Annotated in this window: 15 protein-coding genes; 8 read left to right on the forward strand and 7 right to left on the reverse strand. The window is 66.4% G+C overall.

What is annotated here, in order from left to right; genetic code table 11:
• Positions 1 to 102: 102 nt before the first annotated feature.
• Entirely contained in the window at positions 103 to 1,167 is a 1,065-nt protein-coding gene (locus tag G5C50_RS16950; protein WP_165071276.1) for a tetratricopeptide repeat protein, read from the forward strand.
• Between the two features lie 271 nt (positions 1,168 to 1,438).
• Here G5C50_RS16950 and G5C50_RS16955 read toward each other — a convergent pair whose 3' ends face one another.
• Positions 1,439 to 2,131, reverse strand: coding sequence for an Npun_F0296 family exosortase-dependent surface protein (locus G5C50_RS16955; protein WP_165071277.1), 693 nt, complete (start codon positions 2,129 to 2,131; stop codon positions 1,439 to 1,441).
• Positions 2,132 to 2,479: 348 nt separating this feature from the next.
• On the opposite strand from G5C50_RS16955, the gene G5C50_RS16960 reads away from it, so the two are divergent.
• From G5C50_RS16960 to G5C50_RS16980, 5 genes are all read left to right on the forward strand, one after another.
• The gene (locus tag G5C50_RS16960) at positions 2,480 to 2,665 is read left to right on the forward strand and encodes a hypothetical protein (RefSeq protein ID WP_165071278.1); all 186 of its coding nucleotides are present in this window, start codon (positions 2,480 to 2,482) and stop codon (positions 2,663 to 2,665) included.
• Between the two features lie 70 nt (positions 2,666 to 2,735).
• Positions 2,736 to 4,670: an asparagine synthase (glutamine-hydrolyzing) gene (asnB, locus tag G5C50_RS16965; RefSeq protein ID WP_165071279.1), complete on the forward strand. Its 1,935-nt coding sequence runs from the start codon at positions 2,736 to 2,738 to the stop codon at positions 4,668 to 4,670.
• A gap of 129 nt (positions 4,671 to 4,799) precedes the next feature.
• The gene (locus tag G5C50_RS16970) at positions 4,800 to 5,723 is read left to right on the forward strand and encodes a DUF4349 domain-containing protein (protein WP_165071281.1); all 924 of its coding nucleotides are present in this window, start codon (positions 4,800 to 4,802) and stop codon (positions 5,721 to 5,723) included.
• A 104-nt stretch (positions 5,724 to 5,827) separates the two neighbouring features.
• Positions 5,828 to 7,294: a sulfatase family protein gene (locus tag G5C50_RS16975; protein ID WP_165071283.1), complete on the forward strand. Its 1,467-nt coding sequence runs from the start codon at positions 5,828 to 5,830 to the stop codon at positions 7,292 to 7,294.
• Positions 7,295 to 7,387: 93 nt separating this feature from the next.
• Positions 7,388 to 8,374 (forward strand): PLP-dependent cysteine synthase family protein, encoded by a 987-nt coding sequence (locus G5C50_RS16980; protein ID WP_165071284.1) that lies wholly within the window; start codon positions 7,388 to 7,390, stop codon positions 8,372 to 8,374.
• A gap of 358 nt (positions 8,375 to 8,732) precedes the next feature.
• On the opposite strand, the gene G5C50_RS16985 is transcribed toward G5C50_RS16980, so the two are convergent.
• Both G5C50_RS16985 and glgC read right to left on the reverse strand, forming a co-directional pair.
• Complete coding sequence (locus G5C50_RS16985) at positions 8,733 to 9,209, reverse strand: TIGR03067 domain-containing protein (RefSeq protein ID WP_165071286.1); 477 nt, start codon at positions 9,207 to 9,209, stop codon at positions 8,733 to 8,735.
• Between the two features lie 233 nt (positions 9,210 to 9,442).
• Positions 9,443 to 10,675, reverse strand: coding sequence for a glucose-1-phosphate adenylyltransferase (gene glgC / locus G5C50_RS16990; protein ID WP_165071288.1), 1,233 nt, complete (start codon positions 10,673 to 10,675; stop codon positions 9,443 to 9,445).
• A 317-nt stretch (positions 10,676 to 10,992) separates the two neighbouring features.
• Between glgC and G5C50_RS16995 the strand changes: the two genes are divergently transcribed.
• On the forward strand, positions 10,993 to 12,735 hold the full coding sequence (locus G5C50_RS16995) for an alkaline phosphatase (protein ID WP_165071289.1): 1,743 nt from the start codon (positions 10,993 to 10,995) through the stop codon (positions 12,733 to 12,735).
• Between the two features lie 81 nt (positions 12,736 to 12,816).
• Here the strand turns inward: G5C50_RS16995 and G5C50_RS17000 are convergent, their stop codons facing one another.
• From G5C50_RS17000 to G5C50_RS17015, 4 genes are all read right to left on the reverse strand, one after another.
• Positions 12,817 to 13,323 (reverse strand): hypothetical protein, encoded by a 507-nt coding sequence (locus G5C50_RS17000; RefSeq protein WP_165071291.1) that lies wholly within the window; start codon positions 13,321 to 13,323, stop codon positions 12,817 to 12,819.
• An 86-nt stretch (positions 13,324 to 13,409) separates the two neighbouring features.
• Positions 13,410 to 13,727, reverse strand: a complete 318-nt coding sequence (locus G5C50_RS17005) for a DMT family transporter (protein ID WP_165071293.1) — start codon at positions 13,725 to 13,727, stop codon at positions 13,410 to 13,412.
• 129 nt (positions 13,728 to 13,856) lie between these two features.
• Positions 13,857 to 14,702 carry a PEP-CTERM sorting domain-containing protein gene (locus G5C50_RS17010; RefSeq protein ID WP_165071294.1) on the reverse strand — a complete coding sequence of 282 codons (846 nt, stop codon included), beginning with the start codon at positions 14,700 to 14,702 and terminating at the stop codon, positions 13,857 to 13,859.
• A 132-nt stretch (positions 14,703 to 14,834) separates the two neighbouring features.
• On the reverse strand, positions 14,835 to 16,196 hold the full coding sequence (locus G5C50_RS17015; RefSeq protein ID WP_165071296.1) for a lactate racemase domain-containing protein: 1,362 nt from the start codon (positions 16,194 to 16,196) through the stop codon (positions 14,835 to 14,837).
• Positions 16,197 to 16,501: 305 nt separating this feature from the next.
• Here G5C50_RS17015 and G5C50_RS17020 point away from each other — a divergent pair, with 305 nt between their 5' ends.
• On the forward strand, positions 16,502 to 17,374 hold the full coding sequence (locus G5C50_RS17020) for a hypothetical protein (RefSeq protein WP_165071298.1): 873 nt from the start codon (positions 16,502 to 16,504) through the stop codon (positions 17,372 to 17,374).
• The last annotated feature ends 1 nt before the right edge of the window (position 17,375 follow it).

Here is a 17,375-nt window from a genome sequence, read left to right on the forward strand (position 1 = left end):
ACACCGCCCCTGGCTGCGTTCCCGCGGTTGACCGTCGAGGAACGAGCAGGCCTGCATCCTGATGAATTCATCAATCCGACGTCGAATGAGGAGAAGCCCGGGATGATACCCACGAGAATGACTTGGACTGCAGCCGTCGCGCTGGCCGCGGCGGTCGTCGCCGGGCCCACGGCCCGCGCCGACTGGAAGGCGGAGTTGGAGGCCGGCTGGGCGGCGTATAAGGAAGGCCGGATCGAAGTCGCGGAAGGCCTGTTGAAGTCGGCCCTTGTGCAGGCCCGGACGTTTGGTGAGAACGACCCTCGGCTGGCCGTGACCCTCCACCACCTGGCCTGGGTCTACTGCGCCGAAGGCCGCTGCGACGAGGCCGAGCCGCTCGCGAAGGAAGTCCTGGCGATCGCCGAGAAGATCGTCGCCAACGACCCCAAGCCGATGGCCGAGGCATTGAACACTCTGGCCGCCGTCTATGACGAGGCCGGCAAGCCGGCGATGGCCCAGCCGCTCTACGTCCGCTGCCTGGCCGAGGTCGAGAAGGCGGACGGTCCCGAGAGCGCCGGAGCCGCCGCGGCGATCGACAACCTGGCGGCCGTCGATCACGCCCTTGGCCAGTACGACGAGGCCGAGGCCCTTTACAAGAAAGCTCTGGGCATTCGCGAGAAGCTCGCCGGCGCGGACCCGCTCGACCTGACGGCCACGCTCCACAACCTGGGGCAGCTTTACATCGACCGCAAGAACTACGCCGCGGCCGAGCCGTTGCTGAAGCAGGCGCTGGAGATCAACGACGCCGCTCGCCCCGCCGGCCACCCAGAGCTGGCCGCCGCCCTCGAAGCCCTGGGCTGGCTCTACGCCCTCAGCGGCCGCGCCGCCGAGGCCGAGCCCCTCTTGAAGCGGGCACTGGCTCTCTACGAAGCCGACCTGGGCAAGGAGCATCCCCACGTGGCCCGCTGCGCCGGGGAGTTGGGCCGCACCTGCCTGGTACAGGGTCACCAGCAAGAGGCCGAATCCTGCTGCAAGCAGGCCGTCGCCATCCTGGAGAAGGCCCAGGGCGATCCCCTCGACCTGGCCGTCGCCCTGGACGACTACGCCGCCGCCCTCAAAACCGCCGGCCGCGTCAATGAAGCCGCCGCGCTGGAAGCCCGCGCCGCCTCGATCCGCGCCGGAGGGAAGTGACCTGAGATCTGAAGACTTCCGAATGAAGGTCGACGAAGCATCGGGGAGGATTCTTGTGGGTTGGCCGCCGTGGTGAAGCTCGCCGAGGCCCTCGCCGCCCACGACCGCCGGCCTCCCCACATATCCTCTAATCTCAGGTCCCCGCGCGCCTGACCGCGCCACGGGAGCCCTCATTGACGTTCGCGCATGGAGCGAGGCGGCGGAGGTGAATGCCCGCGCCGCCCCGTATTCAAATCGTCGTTTCACGACGTGGAAAGAAGGAAGCCGGATCTCAGCCCCTGCGGCGGGATCGGCGGAGAGCGGAGATTGCGGCCGCTGCCGAAGCCACCCCGGCGAGAGCCAGCGAGGAGGGTTCGGGAACGGTGGTGACGCTGATGTTGTCCACCTCGAAAATCGTGCCGGAACCGCTGCCGCCGTTCGAGAAGACGAGGCTGGTGATCCTCTCGCCGACGACCGATGTGGTGAGATTCACATAGACGTATTGCTCGCCGGTGTTCCGACCCGAAGGCGGATTCGGATTGCCGTAATAGGCGCTGGCGGTCGGCAGATCGGCCCGGGTGAGGGTTCTCGAGCCGAGCGTCGTGTTGACCGTCAGGGAGTTGTTGTTGTCGGCCGCGGACCACCAGAGCCCGACGTACTCCTGACTGTAATAGAGGGTCAGAGTCACCGGATTGCCGCCGGTGATCCCCAGGTAGTTCCCAACGCCTCCCGCCCCACCGTACTGGTCGGCCGACATGACCTGCATGCCCGACGAGGTCAGCGTCCCCACGGCCGTGGAGAGCGTCGTATACGTGTTGGGCGTGATGCTGTTGAACATCTCGGTCGCGGCCCCGGCCATGCTCGTCGTCTGGACTCCGGCGGCCGAAGGGGTGATGATCACGCCCGCGGACGCCGACTTCGCGCTGACCCCGATCACTGCCGCCGCGGCCACGCCCCATCGCATGGCATTCACAATGAGTGACATGACAACATCCTTACTACATGAAAAATGAGGCGGTCGGCCCCGGTGGGGGGCGCCGCGGCGCGGACGACTAGATTGTGTTCGGAACGGCGATCCGTCTCGGCATCGACCGTATCTGCCGCCGCGCCGCGGCCCTCCACCGGGACGCCGTCACTTGGCTCTGCTGCGTCGCTGACGACATGATTAGGGCATACGCCCGGCTATGTGGCGGCTCGTTGCGGCTTATCCACGCCGCCGGTCCGCCATGATGCACCGCCGCCACGGCGCGTCGTTTCAGCAGAGCTTGACGATTCCGGAACGACGCATATCATCCAGGCCTCTGTGTTCAGCCGCGCGGGATGGAGGTGGGCCGTGAGACGACTGATCCTCTTGCTGGCGGCCGTGATCGCCCTGACCGGCTGCACGACGACGGGCCCGAACGGACAGCCGGAGGCGGACTACAGCCTTCTGCGGGGGGCCTTCTCGGGGGCGAACTGGGGGGCGTGGACGCCCGAGTTTCCGCCGGATGGGACGGCAGACCAGTGTTCGCATCGCTGATCGGGCTTCGCGCTGATATCCTGGATGCCGGGCGTCCGATGGAGGAGTTCCCGGCGAAGGGCGGTCGGTCATGTGCGGCATCTGCGGGGCGGTCTGGGGTGATCCGGGCTCGGCGCTGGGCAACAGCGCGCTGACGGCGATGATGGACCGGATCGTCCATCGCGGGCCCGACGACTCGGGTCAGTATCTCGACGCCCACGCGGCGTTGGGGTTCCGCAGGCTGTCGATCGTCGACCTCGCAGGCGGGCATCAGCCGCTGTCGAACGAGGACGGTTCGGTCTGGGTCGTATTCAACGGGGAGATCTACAACTTCCCCGCGCTGCGCCGCCGGCTGGAGGCTCGCGGGCACACGCTCCGCTCGACGGGCGATACGGAGACCCTCGTCCACCTTTACGAGGACGAGGGCCCGCGCATGTTCGAGCTGCTCCGGGGCATGTTCGCCCTGGCGATCTGGGACGCCCCCCGGCGGACCCTGCTGCTGGGTCGCGACCGTCTCGGCCAGAAGCCGTTGCTCTACCGCGAGCACGCCGGCCGTCTCACGTTCGCCAGCGAGTTGAAGTCGCTGCTCGCCTTGCCGGAGGCCGAGGCGCCACGACGCCTCGATCCGGTAGCCGTCGACCAGTTCCTCGCGTTCGGATACGTCCCCCAGCCCCGGACGATCCTTGAAGGCGTGAAGAAACTGCCCCCCGCGCATTACGCCGTCTGGCATGAAGGCAAGCTGAAGGTCGAGCGTTACTGGAGCCCCGACTGGAACGCCGAGCGCCGGCGGTCGTTCCAGGAGGACGCCGACGAGCTGCGCGCGACCCTTGACGACGCGGTCCGCGAGCAGATGGTCGCCGACGTTCCGCTGGGGGCCTTCCTCTCGGGCGGGATCGACTCGACGATCATCGTCGGCCTGATGCAGCGGGCGTCGTCGCGGCCGGTGAAGACGTTCGCCATCGGCTTCCCGGACGCCGCCTACGACGAGACGGCCTTCGCCGAGGCCGCCGCCAAGGCCATCGGCACGGAGCATCATACGTTTATCGTCGAACCGAAGGCGTGGGAGACCCTTCCCGCTCTGGCCTGGCAGTTCGACGAGCCGTTCGCCGATAGTTCGGCTCTGCCCACCTGGCACGTCGCCCACGAAACGCGTCGCGAGGTCACGGTGGCACTCACCGGCGACGCCGGCGACGAGCTCTTCGGCGGCTACGACCGCTACCGCGCCCTCGCCCTCACTGAGATGTTCCAGCGCCTCCCCGCCGGCCCCCGGAAAGTCCTCGCCGGCGCGATGACCCGGCTGCTGCCGCGATCGGGGAAGGCGAAGTCGCGTCTGCGGGCCCTGGAGCGGATCGCCGAGCGGATCGATCAGCCCGCGTCGTTGCGTTATCTGGGCTGGATGGCGACGTTCGATGAGGACCAACGCTTGCTGCTCTACGACGACAGCCAGCTCGACCGCCTGGCCTCCACGGCGGCATCGCTCTCCGATCCCGAATCCGTCGACCCGTCCGTCCTTCAGGCTCGCGCGTTGGCCGCGTCCGGTGGGCGTGACGTGGTCACCCAGGCGATGATCGCCGACGTGCTCACCTACCTCCCCGGCGACCTCCTCTACAAGGTGGACATGGCCAGCATGGCCCACAGCCTGGAATGCCGGGGACCGTTTCTGGACCATCGGGTCGTCGAACTGGCCGCGGCGATGCCCCTGGACCGCAAGCTCCGGCTGCGGCCGGGACGGTCCAAGGTCGTCCTCAAGCGGGCGTTCGCCGACCTCATCCCCGAGCCGATCAGCACGCGTCGCAAGATGGGCTTCGGCGTCCCGGTCGGCCGCTGGTTCCGCGACGAACTCCACGCCGAGCTTTCCGCGATCCTCCTCGACCCGATCGCCCTCGCCCGCGGCCTCTTCCGGCCCGAGCGGATCCAGGCCCTGATCGACGAACACGTCTCCGGCCGCCGTGAACACGGCCACCGCCTCTGGGCCCTAGTGATGCTGGAACTCTGGATGCGGAATTACCTGGATCGTGCTGCTTGAGAGCCATGGACCGAGGGAAATCCGAGGGCGATCGGCAGGTCGTCTCAAACAAAACGAGTTCTGGCACGTCTAACCCGTGAGACGAAGTCCCCATCGCCGATTCATGTCCCCAAGCGAGGGTCGACGACCATGCGGATGTTCACGGCTTGCCTGTTGACGACGGCAGCGCTGCCCGTCGCGGGCTGCGGCGAAGTCCCAAGCCAATCAAGCGTCGCTTCCAGATCGTTCGTGGCCCCAGCCAGCGCTCCCGCTCCCGACGCCGCGCCCAGCGGCGGGATGATGGGCGAGACAGGCCGCGAGGAGGCGTCATCGGCCGCCGCGCCTGCGGGCGTCTCGAGGAAGGTGATCTATGACGCCACGCTCGACCTGGCGGTCGACGAGTTGGATCGGGCCTCGGCGAAGGTCGGCGAACTCGTCGCCTCGTCGGGAGGGTACATTGCCGAGGAGACCATGACAGGCTCGCCAGGCTCGACCCGGTCGCAATTCTGGCGGCTGCGGATCCCGGTCGACGGTTTCGACGGCTTCGTGAAGTCGGTCATGGCCCTGGGCGAGTTGGTCCAGTTCAGCCGCAAGTCGCAGGACGTGACGGCGGAATATTACGACGTCGAGGCCCGGATCAAGAACAAGCAAATCCAGGAGCAGACTCTCAACAAGATCCTCCAGGAGCGTTCCGGGCAGCTTGAGGAGGTCCTCAAGGTTGAGGTGGAGCTGTCGCGAGTCCGGGGCGAGATCGAGCAGATGCAGGGCCGGCTGCGGGTGCTCCAGAACCTCTCGTCGCTGGCCACGTTGACGCTCACCCTCCGCGAACGCGACCGCTTTCAGCCCCCCGCGCCGGTGGTCGCCGATTTCAGCACGCAGGTCGCCCGGACCTGGTACGGATCGGTGGAGCGAATGACAGACGCGGTCAAGGGGTTGATCCTGTTCGCCGTGTCCGTGGCGGTCTGGCTCCCGCTCTGGCTCGTCGGACTGGGGGTCGCGTTGATCGGCCTGCGGGTCGTCAACCGGTTGCGACCGTTCTTCAAGGCCCAGCAGGTCCCGTCGGCCGAGAGATGACCGCCGCGGATGCACTTCGTTGACCGGGGTCGTCGGCGTCCTTATGATCGCGCTCCCGCGACGGGACTGAGATCGCGGAGACCCGAGCAGCGGGGGAGACTTCCATGATTCGTTGCCGATGGACGACGCTGGCGTTCCTGGCCCTTTCCTTCGGCGGGGCTGTCGCCGCCGCCGAGCCGACCCGGCCGAACATCCTCTGGCTGGTGGCCGAGGATTTCGGGCCGGAGCTGGGGTGCTACGGCACGACGCAGGTCTGGACGCCGAACCTCGACCGCCTTGCGGGGCAGGGCACTCGTTACACGCACGCCTACACCACGGCCCCGGTCTGCTCGGCCAGCCGGTCGGCCTTCATGACGGGCATGTACCAGACGACCATCGGCGCCCACAACCACCGCTCGCACCGCGACGACGGCTACCGCCTCCCCACTTCCGTGCGGCCGATTCCCGATCGGATGCGCGACGCCGGCTATTTCACGGCCAACATCCGCGCGATGCCGAAGTCCTTCGGCTTCTCGGGGACCGGCAAGACCGACTGGAACTTCACCCACGACGGCACGTCGTTCGACTCCGACAAGTGGGCCGATCTGGCGACGCATCAGCCCTTCTTCGCCCAGGTGAACTTCCAGGAGACCCACCGGGCCTTCCACGCTCCGAAGAAAGCCGACCCAGCCAAGGTCGTGATCCCGCCCTACTATCCCGACCACCCGGTGACGCGTGAGGACTGGGCGGAATACCTCGACGCGGCCAGCGAGCTCGACCGCAAGGTGGGCCTGATCCTCGACCAGCTCTCGGCCGACGGCCTCGCCGGGAATACGGTGGTCGTCTTCATGGGCGATCACGGCCAGGCGCACGTGCGCGGCAAGCAGTTCTGCTATGAGGAAGGGCTGCACATTCCCCTGATCATCCGATGGCCGGAAGGGCCCACGGCCCCGGCGGGCCTCAGCGTGGGTCGCGTGGACGACCGCTTCGTCGAGGCCATCGACCTCGCGCCGACGTTCCTCGCCCTGGCCGGCGCGGCGAAGCCGGAAGGAATGCAGGGCCGGGTCTTCCTCGGCGACCGGGCCGAGGCGCCCCGCGAGTACGTCTTCGGCGCGAGGGACCGCTGCGACGAGACTGTCTTCCGCCTCCGCACGGTCCGCGACGCTCGCTACCGGTACATCCGCAACTTCACGCCCGACCGCCCGTTCCTCCAGGCCAACGCCTACAAGGAGCGCAGCTACCCGGTCTGGAACCTTTTGAAGGAGCTGGACGCCCAGGGAAAGCTGACCCCGGTGCAGAAAGCTCTCACCGCGCCCACGATGCCTCCGGAGGAACTCTACGACCTGGAGGCCGACCCCCACGAAATCCACAACCTCGTCGCGTCCGAGAAGCCCGCCGACCGCGAGGCCCTGGCGCGGTTGCGGAGCCGCCTTGAGCGGTGGATCGAGGAGACCGACGACCAGGGCCGGTTCTTTGAAGCGCCCGAGGTCGCGGCGGCTTCTGGAGCTACCAAGGCCGCCCCCGCCACAAAGAAAGGCGCCGCCACGAAGAAGGCTGAGAGGGCCAAGGCGAAGGCCGCTTCGCCGGAATGAGCCGCCTCGCCGAGTCGGCTTGAAACTCGGCGGTCCGTGGCCGAAACAGGTCGGACCTGGACGAACGGAAGTGGTAACCTACACTCGCAAGAGATGGCGACCGCGTTTCCGACGAGGCCCAACGTGAGCACGACCCCCCGGCTCCCCGACTGCAACCACTACCTCGACCGCACGGCGGCGACGCCGCTGGTCCCCGTCCGGCTCGACGCCGACGGGCCGACGATCTGGTGCAAGCTGGAGTTCCTCAACCCGAGCGGCTCGACCAAGGACCGGATCGCCGGCTACATCCTGCACAAGGCCGTGAGGACCGGGAAGGTCGCCCCGGGAGGGCTCGTCGTCGAAGCGTCGAGCGGGTCGACGAGCATCGCCATGGCCCTGGCCTCGGCGCAGTTGGGGCTGAGGTTCATCGCGGTGATGCCTGAGGGGGTCAGCCGCGAGCGCCGGCTGATCATCGAGTCGTATGGCGGCGAGGTCGTCTTTTCGCCCAAAGCCGAAGGGATCCTCGGCGCCCTGGCCGGGGCGGAGGCCGTCGCGAAAGAGCGGGGGGCCTATCTGCCGCTCCAGTTCGAGAACCCCGACAACCCCGGAGCGCATCGAAGCCGAACCGCCTGCGAGATTCTGGGTCAGATCCCCGGCGGCTGCGTGGACGCCGTCGTCACCGGGGTGGGCACGGGGGGGACGCTCGTCGGCCTGTTTGAGGGCCTCTGCGACCACGGCTGCTCGCCGACGGCCTTCGCCGCCCGACCCGTGACCGGCGCGGCTTTGGGAGGCGCCGGGGCAGAGTGCTGCTCGTTCAGCGGCCGGATTCCCGGGGTCGTCGACGGCCTCTCCACCATCTACACAAGGTTCCGAACCGAACGCGCCGCATCGCTCGTCGAGCTGGACGTCCCCGACGAGGAGGCCGTCGAACTGGCTCGCCGATTGATCCGCAAGGGGTTCCCCGTGGGGCCCAGTTCAGGACTGAATTACCTGGCCGCCTTGATGGTGGCCCAACGATTGGGGCCGAACGCCCAGATCGTCACCGTCTTCCCCGACCGCATGGAGCGCTATTTCTCGACGGAGTTGTTCAACCAGGCCTGAATTCTGATCGACCTCGGCACTCTTAATGCTATGTTAAAGAAATGGAGGGAAGCCGGACGTTTGGTCGACGAGGAACGGTGCCAACCTGTGAACCCTCGCCTTCCGCGCGTTTCGGCTCCCTCCACTTCTGAACTCATCGAAGAAACCAAGGCTCGGCCGGCGTGATTTTCAGAAAAAACACGCCCGCCGATCCCTAAATTATACGGACGCTTCGCAGGCCGAACGAGACGACTTATCTCAGTTGGTCACTGCATGTTCGCTGTGCGTCACGATCGCTTGACCCCTTGAATTGAGGGGCGTCGACGCCCCCGTTCGTCGCCCTACGTGACCCCGCAGGGCGATCATCCGGGGCGTAGAATCATGGGGTCTGGACGCGTTGCAGGACCATGAGCATCATGCCGCTGTCGCGGCCCGCCTTGAAGGCGGTGGGACGGTCCTGGTTGGGCTTGGCGGTGTCGGACGGCAGGCAGATTTTCAGCTTGTCGTCCTTGATCTCGAAGAGGCCCCGGACGAGTGCGGGGCCTTTTTCGTTGGTTGAAGACAGGTTGATCCACCCGGGCGTGCGGTCGGGGTCGTAGGCGAACGAGTATTTCTCCTCGTGCGTCTCGTTCTTCTCGGGGATGGGCCCCGAAGACCAGACCGCGTCATGGTCCTTGAAGATCCAGCGGAACTCCTTCATCGCCGATTCCGGCGCCTTCTTCCCGTCGATCTCCCAGGAGACGAACTTCCAGGTCCCTTCCAGCGGCGTGCTCTTGGCCGAGGGTTCCTGGGCGACGGCGACAGCCGCCGTCAGGACCATGGCGATCACAACGCATCCGTTTCGCATTGGCTTCATCGGCTTCTCCTACCGCCTGATGATTCGTCGAGGACTCGATCGGAGGCACAGGACAGCCTGAGACGCTGGGTCGAAACCCAGCTTGTGCGAGCCTCGGCCTCTCCCGGCCGGGTCGAGACCCAGCCTACGGGCCAGCAGGAGAAGGGACGCCGTCGGCGACATCTCACTGGGCCGGGGAGGGGTTGTCGACCGACATCCTAGAGAACGTCCCCAAAGCGGGCAACATCACTCGGTCAGACGAACCTTTCGAGATCCTCGTCCTTCGAGACGACGGTCACGCCGTCGGGGGTGACGGTGAAGCCCCGGGCGAGGTCTTGCTCGCGATTCCAGCCGATGGTGAAACCGGGCGGGACCTGGACGTGCTTGTCGACGATGGCGCGGCGGATCTTGGCGTGGCGGCCGACGTTGACGTCTTCGAAGAGGATCGAATCCTCCACCAGCGAATAGCTGTGGATACGCACGCCCGGCGAAATGATGCTGCGATAAACCTGGCCGCCGGAGACGATCACCCCCTGACAGACGATCGAATTGAACGCGGAGCCCCGACGATCGTAGTCGGTGTGGACGAACTTCGGCGGCGGCGAGGCCGGCTGGTAGGTGTGGATCGGCCAGTCGCGGTCGTACAGGTTCAGGATCGGGTCGACGGCGATCAGGTCCATGCTGGCCTGGAAGTAGGCGTCGAGCGTCCCCACGTCGCGCCAGTAGGCGGCCGTCTTGCGGTTCTCGTCGCGGAAGGGGTAGGCGTACACCCGCATGCCGTCGGCGACCATTTTGGGGATGATGTCGCGGCCGAAGTCGTGCCGGCTGGCCTCCTTGCGGGCGGCGTCCTGGAAGAGCAACTCGTACATCACGTCCGTGTTGAAGACGTAGATGCCCATGCTGGCCAGCGCCGTGTCGGGCTGGCCCGGGATGCAGGGAGGGTTCTTGGGCTTCTCAACGAAGCTGGTGATGCGGCCCTCCGCGTCGACTCCCATCACGCCGAACTCCCGAGCGGCCGCCAGCGTGGAGGGCTGACAGGCGACGGTCAGGTCGGCGCGCTGATCGCGGTGGAATTCGATCATCCGCGCGTAGTTCATCTTGTAGATGTGGTCGCCGGCCAAAATGATCGTGTCGCGAGGAGCGGCCTTCTCAATTGTGTAGACGTTCTGATAGATGGCGTCGGCCGTGCCCTGATACCAGGTCTCGGCGATCCTTTGCTGCGGCGGGATGACCTCGACGTACTCGTCAAGTTCGCGACAGAGGAAGTTCCAGCCCTGGTCGAGATGGCGGTTGAGGCTCGTCGCCTTGTATTGCGGGAGGACCAGGATCCGGCGGATGTCGGAGTTGATGCAGTTGGACAGCGTGAAATCGATGATTCGGTAGATGCCGCCGAAGGGGACCGCCGGTTTGGCTCGATCCCGCGTGAGAGGGTCTAGCCGCGACCCACGCCCGCCCGCCAGCACGATCGCCAGGACGTCCCGCTGCACCGCCGCCTCCGATCGATCGAATCGCCCCGCCCATGGAGGCCGCCGAACGGCGTCGCCCACGTTTGCATCCTACCTGCTCCGGAGAGCCGACCCAACTATCCTCCTCCCCATCCTTTTCCTTCGTCAGGGGGCTGCGAAGCCCGATGAGGATTCGTTAGACTGTCATCCTCGGCGCAGCACGCCGTCTCGCCGAGATCCCGCCGGAAAAACCTCGAATCTTCGCAAACCGTTCGTATCCTGTGATCATGGGCCTCCCGGGCGTCGCCGCCGGCCCACCCGCCTTCGACGTCCTCGGTGAATGGAGAGGTAGACGCCTGATGAATTCAATCGCATCTCGACACGTCCGCGCGGCCGCAGCCGTGCTGGCGGGGCTTTCGGCCTGGGGAGTTCCCGTCGCGTCGCAGGCGCAGGACCGGCTGAAGGAACTGCAGACCGAATACTCGACGAAGGCCGGCGAGAAGGTCGACCGCGTTTACCACTTCGGGTCGCAGGGTCCTGGCGACGTTTACTCGAACCACGGCAGCCACTCCAACCGCCAGATCCCCGTCTACACTTGGGGGACCAAGATCGACCTCGGGTTGATCATGGGCTCAAACAGCAGCTATCGCGATCCCGAGAAGCTCAAGAAGATCTACGGCTTCCTCCCCGAGAACACGGTCAACCCTGAGGCTGAGTACGCCGACCAGAGCGACATCCGCATCGTCCTGGAAGACGCCGCCAAGAGGGGCGCCAAGCACATCTTCATCGTCTGGTTCGACGGCATGGACTGGGTCGCCACCCAGGCCGCGGCGATCGCCAAATCTCAGAAGGTCTACACCCAGGGGAAGGGCTCGGGCCTGATCTTCCAGGACTACGCCGGCAAGGGCTCCAACCCCCAGTATGGCTGGGTGGTCACCAGCCCGACCTACGACCACACTGAGAACGACGTGGACGTCCAGTCGGTCGAGATCCCCAAGACGAGCATGAAGGGGGGTTACGACGTCACCATCGCCGGCCCCAACCCCTGGACGCTCGGCCCCAACGGACCGCAGGCGCCGGGCTACTTCAAGGGCCAGTCGGCGAACGACAAGGACAAGGCGGGCGTGAAGTCGGTCGGCCGGATCATGCACGCCTACACCGACTCCTCGCAGAGCGCCGCGGAGATCGTCAGCGGGGTGAAGTCGTACAACAACAGCATCAACGTGTCGGACAAGGGCAAGCCTGTCCCAACCCTCTTCCACGACCTGCAGGCTCAGGGCTGGAAGACGGGCGTCGTCACGAGCGTGCCGTTCCCGCACGCCTCGCCGGCCGGCATGTACGCCCAGAACGTCTATCGCGACGACTACCAGGATCTCGCCCGGTGCATGTTCGGGATTCCGAACATCATGCAGGACGCTCTTCACGCTCCCCTCTATCCCGGGCTCGACGTCATCATCGGCACCGGGTACGGGATCATGATGGAGAAGGCGCACTTCAAGAAGCAGGGGAAGAACGCGGTCGACGGCCACCTGTTCATCGCCGAGCCCGACCGTGCGGCGATCAACGTCAAGAACGGCGGCAAGTACACGGTCGTTGAGACCAAGCTGGGGACCAACGGCGGCGAGGCCCTGCAACGGGCCGCCGACGAGGCCGCGAAGAACGGCACCCGACTCTTCGGCTTCTTCGGCGACAAGGGGGTAGACCACCTCCCGTTCCGCACGGCCGACGGCAACTACGATCCCTCGCCGAATCCCGCCAAGCTCGGCAAGGAGCCCGTCGCCGAGGTCTACTCCAAGGAGACGCTCGATTCCCAGCCGACGCTCGCCCAGGAGGCTGACGCCGCGTTGACGGTCCTGACCGCCAAGCCCGACCAAAAGTTCATCCTCTTCACCGAGGCTGGCGACGTCGACTTCGGCCTGCACTCGAATAATCTCGACAACGCCATCGGCGCCGTCCACAGCGGCGAGGATGCCATCAAGCGGATCATCCACTGGGTCGAGACCAAGAGCAACTGGGACGAATCCGTCCTGGTGGTCTCTTCCGACCACGGCCACTATCTGGTGATCGACAAGCCCGAAGGGCTTCTCAACCAGGCCAAGTGACCTCGACCGGTCTTGACGCAGATAAGCGAACGGCCGCCGATCATCTCGGCGGCCGTTCGCATGCGCGTTGGAAGTCCTCGGTTATTCGCCGGCCTTCTTCTTCATTGTGAACATGAGTTGCTTGTCCTTGGTCTTGAACTCGCGCGGGGCGTCGGCGTCGGGAAGGGCGTAGATGAGGCGGACCTTGTCGCCGTCCTTCTCGATCAGACCCATCGCGAGCTTGTTCTCCGTGTCGGCGAGCTTGCTGACCATCCGGATCTTCGCGGCGGTCGCGCCGGAGTCCTCGGCGGTGGTAGCGATCTCAGACGGTTCCAGCGTATAGGCCGCTCCGTAGACCTCCTTGCTGTCCTTGTCCATGACGACCACGCGGTCCTGAGTGAACCGTACGGTCGAGCCCTTGATCCGATCGGCCGGCTCAGGCACACCGAACTTTTCGCCCGAGACGATCTCGTAAGCCCCGACCAGCTCCGCCGGCTTCAGACCGGCCGGCTTGTCCTTATCGACGTTGATGCTCTGCGCCTGGGCCGCGAGCGGAAGGGCGAACAAAGCCAGGGCGCGCAGGCCGCCCCGGAAGATATTTCGGCGCATGGGAAAGCTCCTGGCTGATGGTGCGAATCCTCGGGACCTGTGGCATGGGTCCACACGTCTTGAAAGGATTCGCAACTCCCGCGCCGTCAGCCTGAAGCCAATCGCAGTCCAACGATCCCCAGGACGATCAGGGCGATCGACCCGACCCGCAGCGCCGAGGCCGGCTCGCCGAAGGCCGCGATGCCGACGATGGCCGTCCCCACGGCTCCCACGCCCGTCCACACGGCGTAGGCCGTCCCCATCGGCAGGCGGTTCAGCGACCACCCCAGCCCCAGCATGCTCGCGGTCATCGTGGCCAGGAACGCGAGCGACGGCCACAACTGCGTGAAGCTCTTCGACGTCTTCAGAAAGTACGCCCAGGCGACCTCGAACAAACCCGCCACGATCAGGACCAGCCAGGACATCGCAAAGCACCTTGGAGAGAAAGGAAAAGCCGAAGGGGCGAGGTCCCGTGCGCCGTGGGACCTCGCCCCTACTTGTTCGATTCAGAGGAGCCGCAGGGGCTCCCAACTTCGTTGTTGGAGCCCTGGAGTTCAAGTCCGATTGCGTCGCGACCAGGCAAGAACGCCAGCCAGTCCCAGACCAGCTAACGCCAGGCTCGAAGGCTCCGGGACGGCCTGGGGTTCGGAGTAGATGAAGTCGTCCATTACGACGACGTCGTCGTTCGGGTTGCCGAGCACGCCGTTGGAGACGATCGTGTTGGCGCCCGAAGTAATCCGCACCCGGCTGATCTGCTCACCAGCGTTCGCGATCGCGCCCAGGAACGTGAGGCCCTGGTTCCCAGCCACCAACGCATTTCGTGAAAAGATGAGCGAGTTGTTCTGGTCGAAGAACTCGATCTTGGTCTGACCGGCGACCTCGACGTCGACGAAGACCACGCCGAAGGCGCTGACGGTCGCCGGCGTGGTCGTCCCCGGAATGAAAAAGCTGACGTCGGTGATGTTGCTGTTCACCGCGGTGAAAAGCTTCTGGGCGCTGAACGCCTGGAAGTCGTTCGGGAATCCGAACAACGGCGGCGTGGCCCCACCGGCATTGGCACTGACCAGGAATCCGGTCCCGGGCGTGCTGAAGACGACGCCCCGGGGCGAAGTCGTATTGAAGAAATTGGCGGAGAAGGGATTTGGATCGCTCTGCAGGTCGGGCACCCCGTCCCAGTTGATCTCACGCCGAAGCCCGCCGAACGAGCCGTTGGCCCCGGCGACCGTGCCGCCGCCGATCGCCGTCCGGAAGGCGTCACGCGTCGGCGTGATCGACGCAGCGGTCGACCCGGCGGCCTCGAACACCGTGAACCCGGCGTGACATGGAGCCGTCGTTCCAAGAACGATCGCCGTAGCCGTCAACAGCCTCCGAACCCACCGATGCGAGAAAGAACGAAACATGTCGAATCGCTCCCTGGGCTGTGTTTCCAACATCGAAACACCCGGCACCGAAATGTTCAGGCCGGATTCGACCACCCATCATGGCGATTCACACCGCAGCACGCCAGGCATACGTAAATTCTGAATAGGTTTTCAGACATCAACTGTATTGCGGACGCCAGTGGAGTAAGTCAGACCGCCGCGCGGGAAAATTCGGACGCTCGGAGCGTCGCGGCGGGACTTCGGCAGGGCGCGATGCACGGCCCGCCAGAGGGCGTCCTGATCGGCGAAGATCCGGACGGGTCCCAGTCGGCCGCCGATCCGCTCGTACAGCGGCGGGGCGTAGACCATGACCGTGCGGTCGACGACTAGTTCGCGGGCCCAGCGGAGCATGAACGCGGCCGAGGACTCGCGGGCCATGAGCACCCGTTCGATCGCCGGGACCAGACGACGGATCGCCCAGCCGCCGGGGGCTCCCGAACCGGCGATCAGCCGCATCGCGGTCCTCGGCATCGAGCGATCGATCTCCGCCGGGTCGGTCCAGAAGAGGCCGACCGTCACCCCGCCGGGGACGCTCGCGGCGCGGTGGTGCAAGAGCGCCTTGAAGCTCTGCATCGGGTCGCCCGGCCAGGGGTTGTTGCCCACGACGACCACGTCGGCCGGCGGTGCATGGGGGGCCTGGAACCGTTCGCGGGCCTCCGCTGCTAGGGCGTCCTGCACCGATTCGGGCCGTCCCGCGCAGGCTCGGAAGATCATCCCCGGCGCTCCGATCAGGTGGCTGATCGAGAAGCAGGGCCCCAGCAACTGCGCGGCCTCGTTCACGGCCTGGCGCATGGGGTTCTCGGTCGAAGGGCTCCCCAGCAGCCGGCCGGCGTCGGAATCGCGGCCGATTCCTTGGCGATGGAGCGCGCCGAGGGTCTCCCGGTGGCTCGTCCCTGGAAAAATCAGCTTGTACCCGCCGCCGAAGCCCGCCTGCAGGTGCGGCAGGACCGACCCGATCAGGACCCGCAGATCCGCCTGCGCCACCGGCCTGAAGACCCGAACGGGGATCCCTCGCGCGGTCGTCCCCAGGTCTTCATAGGCGGACAGGTCGTCGACCGGCGGGCTGTGGCAGGCGTAAGTCTCGGCCGGGCCGTCGCCCAGCCGCCGGCGCATGGCCTGATCGTCGACGGCGTGGTGCCGGCCGACGCCCACGCTGATCGACACGTCCTCAGCCTTCACCCCGGCCCCGTGGAGGCGAGCCAGGACGATCGGAAGGGCCTCGCGGACGGGCGTCCAGCGCGACGGATCGTCCACGACGATCGCCACCTTCGACCCCGGTCCGACCCGATCCTCCAGCCTCGGCCCATCGAGCGGGGCGTCTAGCGCCTCGGACAAGGCGACGGAATAGTCGCTGATCGCCGCTCGGAGATCGGGCTCGAAGACGGCCTCACGGCCGATGCGCCAGTCGGGCGGCAGCTCCAGGCTCAGGGATCCATCCTCGCCCCAGGGGACCGCGATCCGCTCCGTCGTCATCCGTTCATCGCCCCCGCTGCTCGCCGACCTCGTCCAGCCCGCCAGGGTACGCCATCGCGGGCGATTTCCGCAACCTCCGCCGGCTCGCGATCACCTCGGTTCAACTTGGAGAGCCTCGCGTGTATGATGGAGGGGCGGACGACGTCCTAGCACGACGTCCCCCGGGGTTCAGGCCCCACCCGCCCCATGCCCTCATGCGAGGTGCCGACGATTCCGCTATCTATGAGAAGTCGCGAAGGCCGAACGCTGCGACGGGACGTTCGCCGGTCGGTTTCGACTAAGAAAATCGTGGAAGAGATCGGAAAATGACTCCATCGCTTGCACAATTGGCCGAGTTAGTCCGTCAGGCTGAAGCGAAGACCCGCGCCCGGAAGATCGAGGCGGAGACCCGGCAGGCGGCCGAGCACTTTCGCGAGGCCGAGGCGCGGTCGCGTCAGGCGTTGGAGCGAATGCGAAACGCCCGACCGGCCTCGAGTCGGGCGTTGGAGCAGGCCGACTCCGACGAGCAGTTGTTGAAGGATTTGGTCCGCAAGCTGGCCCAGTTCAAGTCGTCGCTGTCCTCCGACGCCGACGCCGAGCAACTCATCGCCACCTCACAGGCCGAGATCGAGCGCATCCGCAAGGAGGCGAGGACCGAGCTAGAGGCGGCGACCCGCGAGCTGGAGGAGTGCCGCCGCGAGCTTCGCACGGCCGTCGACGCCTATCGGCAGCTTCGCCGCGAACTGGAGCGGCTCCAGCCCGAATTGGTGGAGGCGTTCGCCGCCGAGGACCGCCTCCTCTGGGACGCCGAGAGCCATTTCCCCGGCGGCCAGCTCCAGCTTCTGGCCCACGAGGTCGAGGCCGGCCTGAACGCTTACCCCCACCTGGCGAAACTGGAGCAGTACGCCCGGTTGAAGGTCTGGATCGGTCGGTTCCGCTACCACCAGGCCGGGCCCGATCGCGAGTCCGAAAACGCCGAGGAGATCCAGACCCTCGCCCACAAGGTCTTCCACCAGCTCAAGTGGCTCTCCCGCCAGTATGAGCCCGGCTACATCGAAGCCTTCCGTCAGGACTTCTCCACCGACTGGGCCGCCTACGTCGCCGAGGCGCAGGACCAGCTCGTCCACGCCATGGAAACCCAACGCCTCGCCCGCGCCCGCCGCGAGGACGAGGCGGAGGAGGCCGCCGCGGAGGCCTGAT

The sequence above is a fragment of the Paludisphaera rhizosphaerae genome (assembly GCF_011065895.1).
GTDB classification, from domain to species: Bacteria; Planctomycetota; Planctomycetia; order Isosphaerales; family Isosphaeraceae; genus Paludisphaera; species Paludisphaera rhizosphaerae.

Excerpts from the sequence above, each read along its gene's own strand:
- G5C50_RS16950 (WP_165071276.1), top strand. The coding sequence starts at position 103 with ATGATACCCACGAGAATGACTTGGACTGCAGCCGTCGCGCTGGCCGCG.
- G5C50_RS16955 (WP_165071277.1), bottom strand. The coding sequence starts at position 2,131 with ATGTCACTCATTGTGAATGCCATGCGATGGGGCGTGGCCGCGGCGGCA.
- asnB (WP_165071279.1), top strand. The coding sequence starts at position 2,736 with ATGTGCGGCATCTGCGGGGCGGTCTGGGGTGATCCGGGCTCGGCGCTG.
- G5C50_RS16970 (WP_165071281.1), top strand. The coding sequence starts at position 4,800 with ATGCGGATGTTCACGGCTTGCCTGTTGACGACGGCAGCGCTGCCCGTC.
- G5C50_RS16975 (WP_165071283.1), top strand. The coding sequence starts at position 5,828 with ATGATTCGTTGCCGATGGACGACGCTGGCGTTCCTGGCCCTTTCCTTC.
- G5C50_RS16980 (WP_165071284.1), top strand. The coding sequence starts at position 7,388 with ATGGCGACCGCGTTTCCGACGAGGCCCAACGTGAGCACGACCCCCCGG.
- G5C50_RS16985 (WP_165071286.1), bottom strand. The coding sequence starts at position 9,209 with ATGAAGCCAATGCGAAACGGATGCGTTGTGATCGCCATGGTCCTGACG.
- G5C50_RS16995 (WP_165071289.1), top strand. The coding sequence starts at position 10,993 with ATGAATTCAATCGCATCTCGACACGTCCGCGCGGCCGCAGCCGTGCTG.
- G5C50_RS17000 (WP_165071291.1), bottom strand. The coding sequence starts at position 13,323 with ATGCGCCGAAATATCTTCCGGGGCGGCCTGCGCGCCCTGGCTTTGTTC.
- G5C50_RS17005 (WP_165071293.1), bottom strand. The coding sequence starts at position 13,727 with ATGTCCTGGCTGGTCCTGATCGTGGCGGGTTTGTTCGAGGTCGCCTGG.
- G5C50_RS17010 (WP_165071294.1), bottom strand. The coding sequence starts at position 14,702 with ATGTTTCGTTCTTTCTCGCATCGGTGGGTTCGGAGGCTGTTGACGGCT.
- G5C50_RS17015 (WP_165071296.1), bottom strand. The coding sequence starts at position 16,196 with ATGACGACGGAGCGGATCGCGGTCCCCTGGGGCGAGGATGGATCCCTG.
- G5C50_RS17020 (WP_165071298.1), top strand. The coding sequence starts at position 16,502 with ATGACTCCATCGCTTGCACAATTGGCCGAGTTAGTCCGTCAGGCTGAA.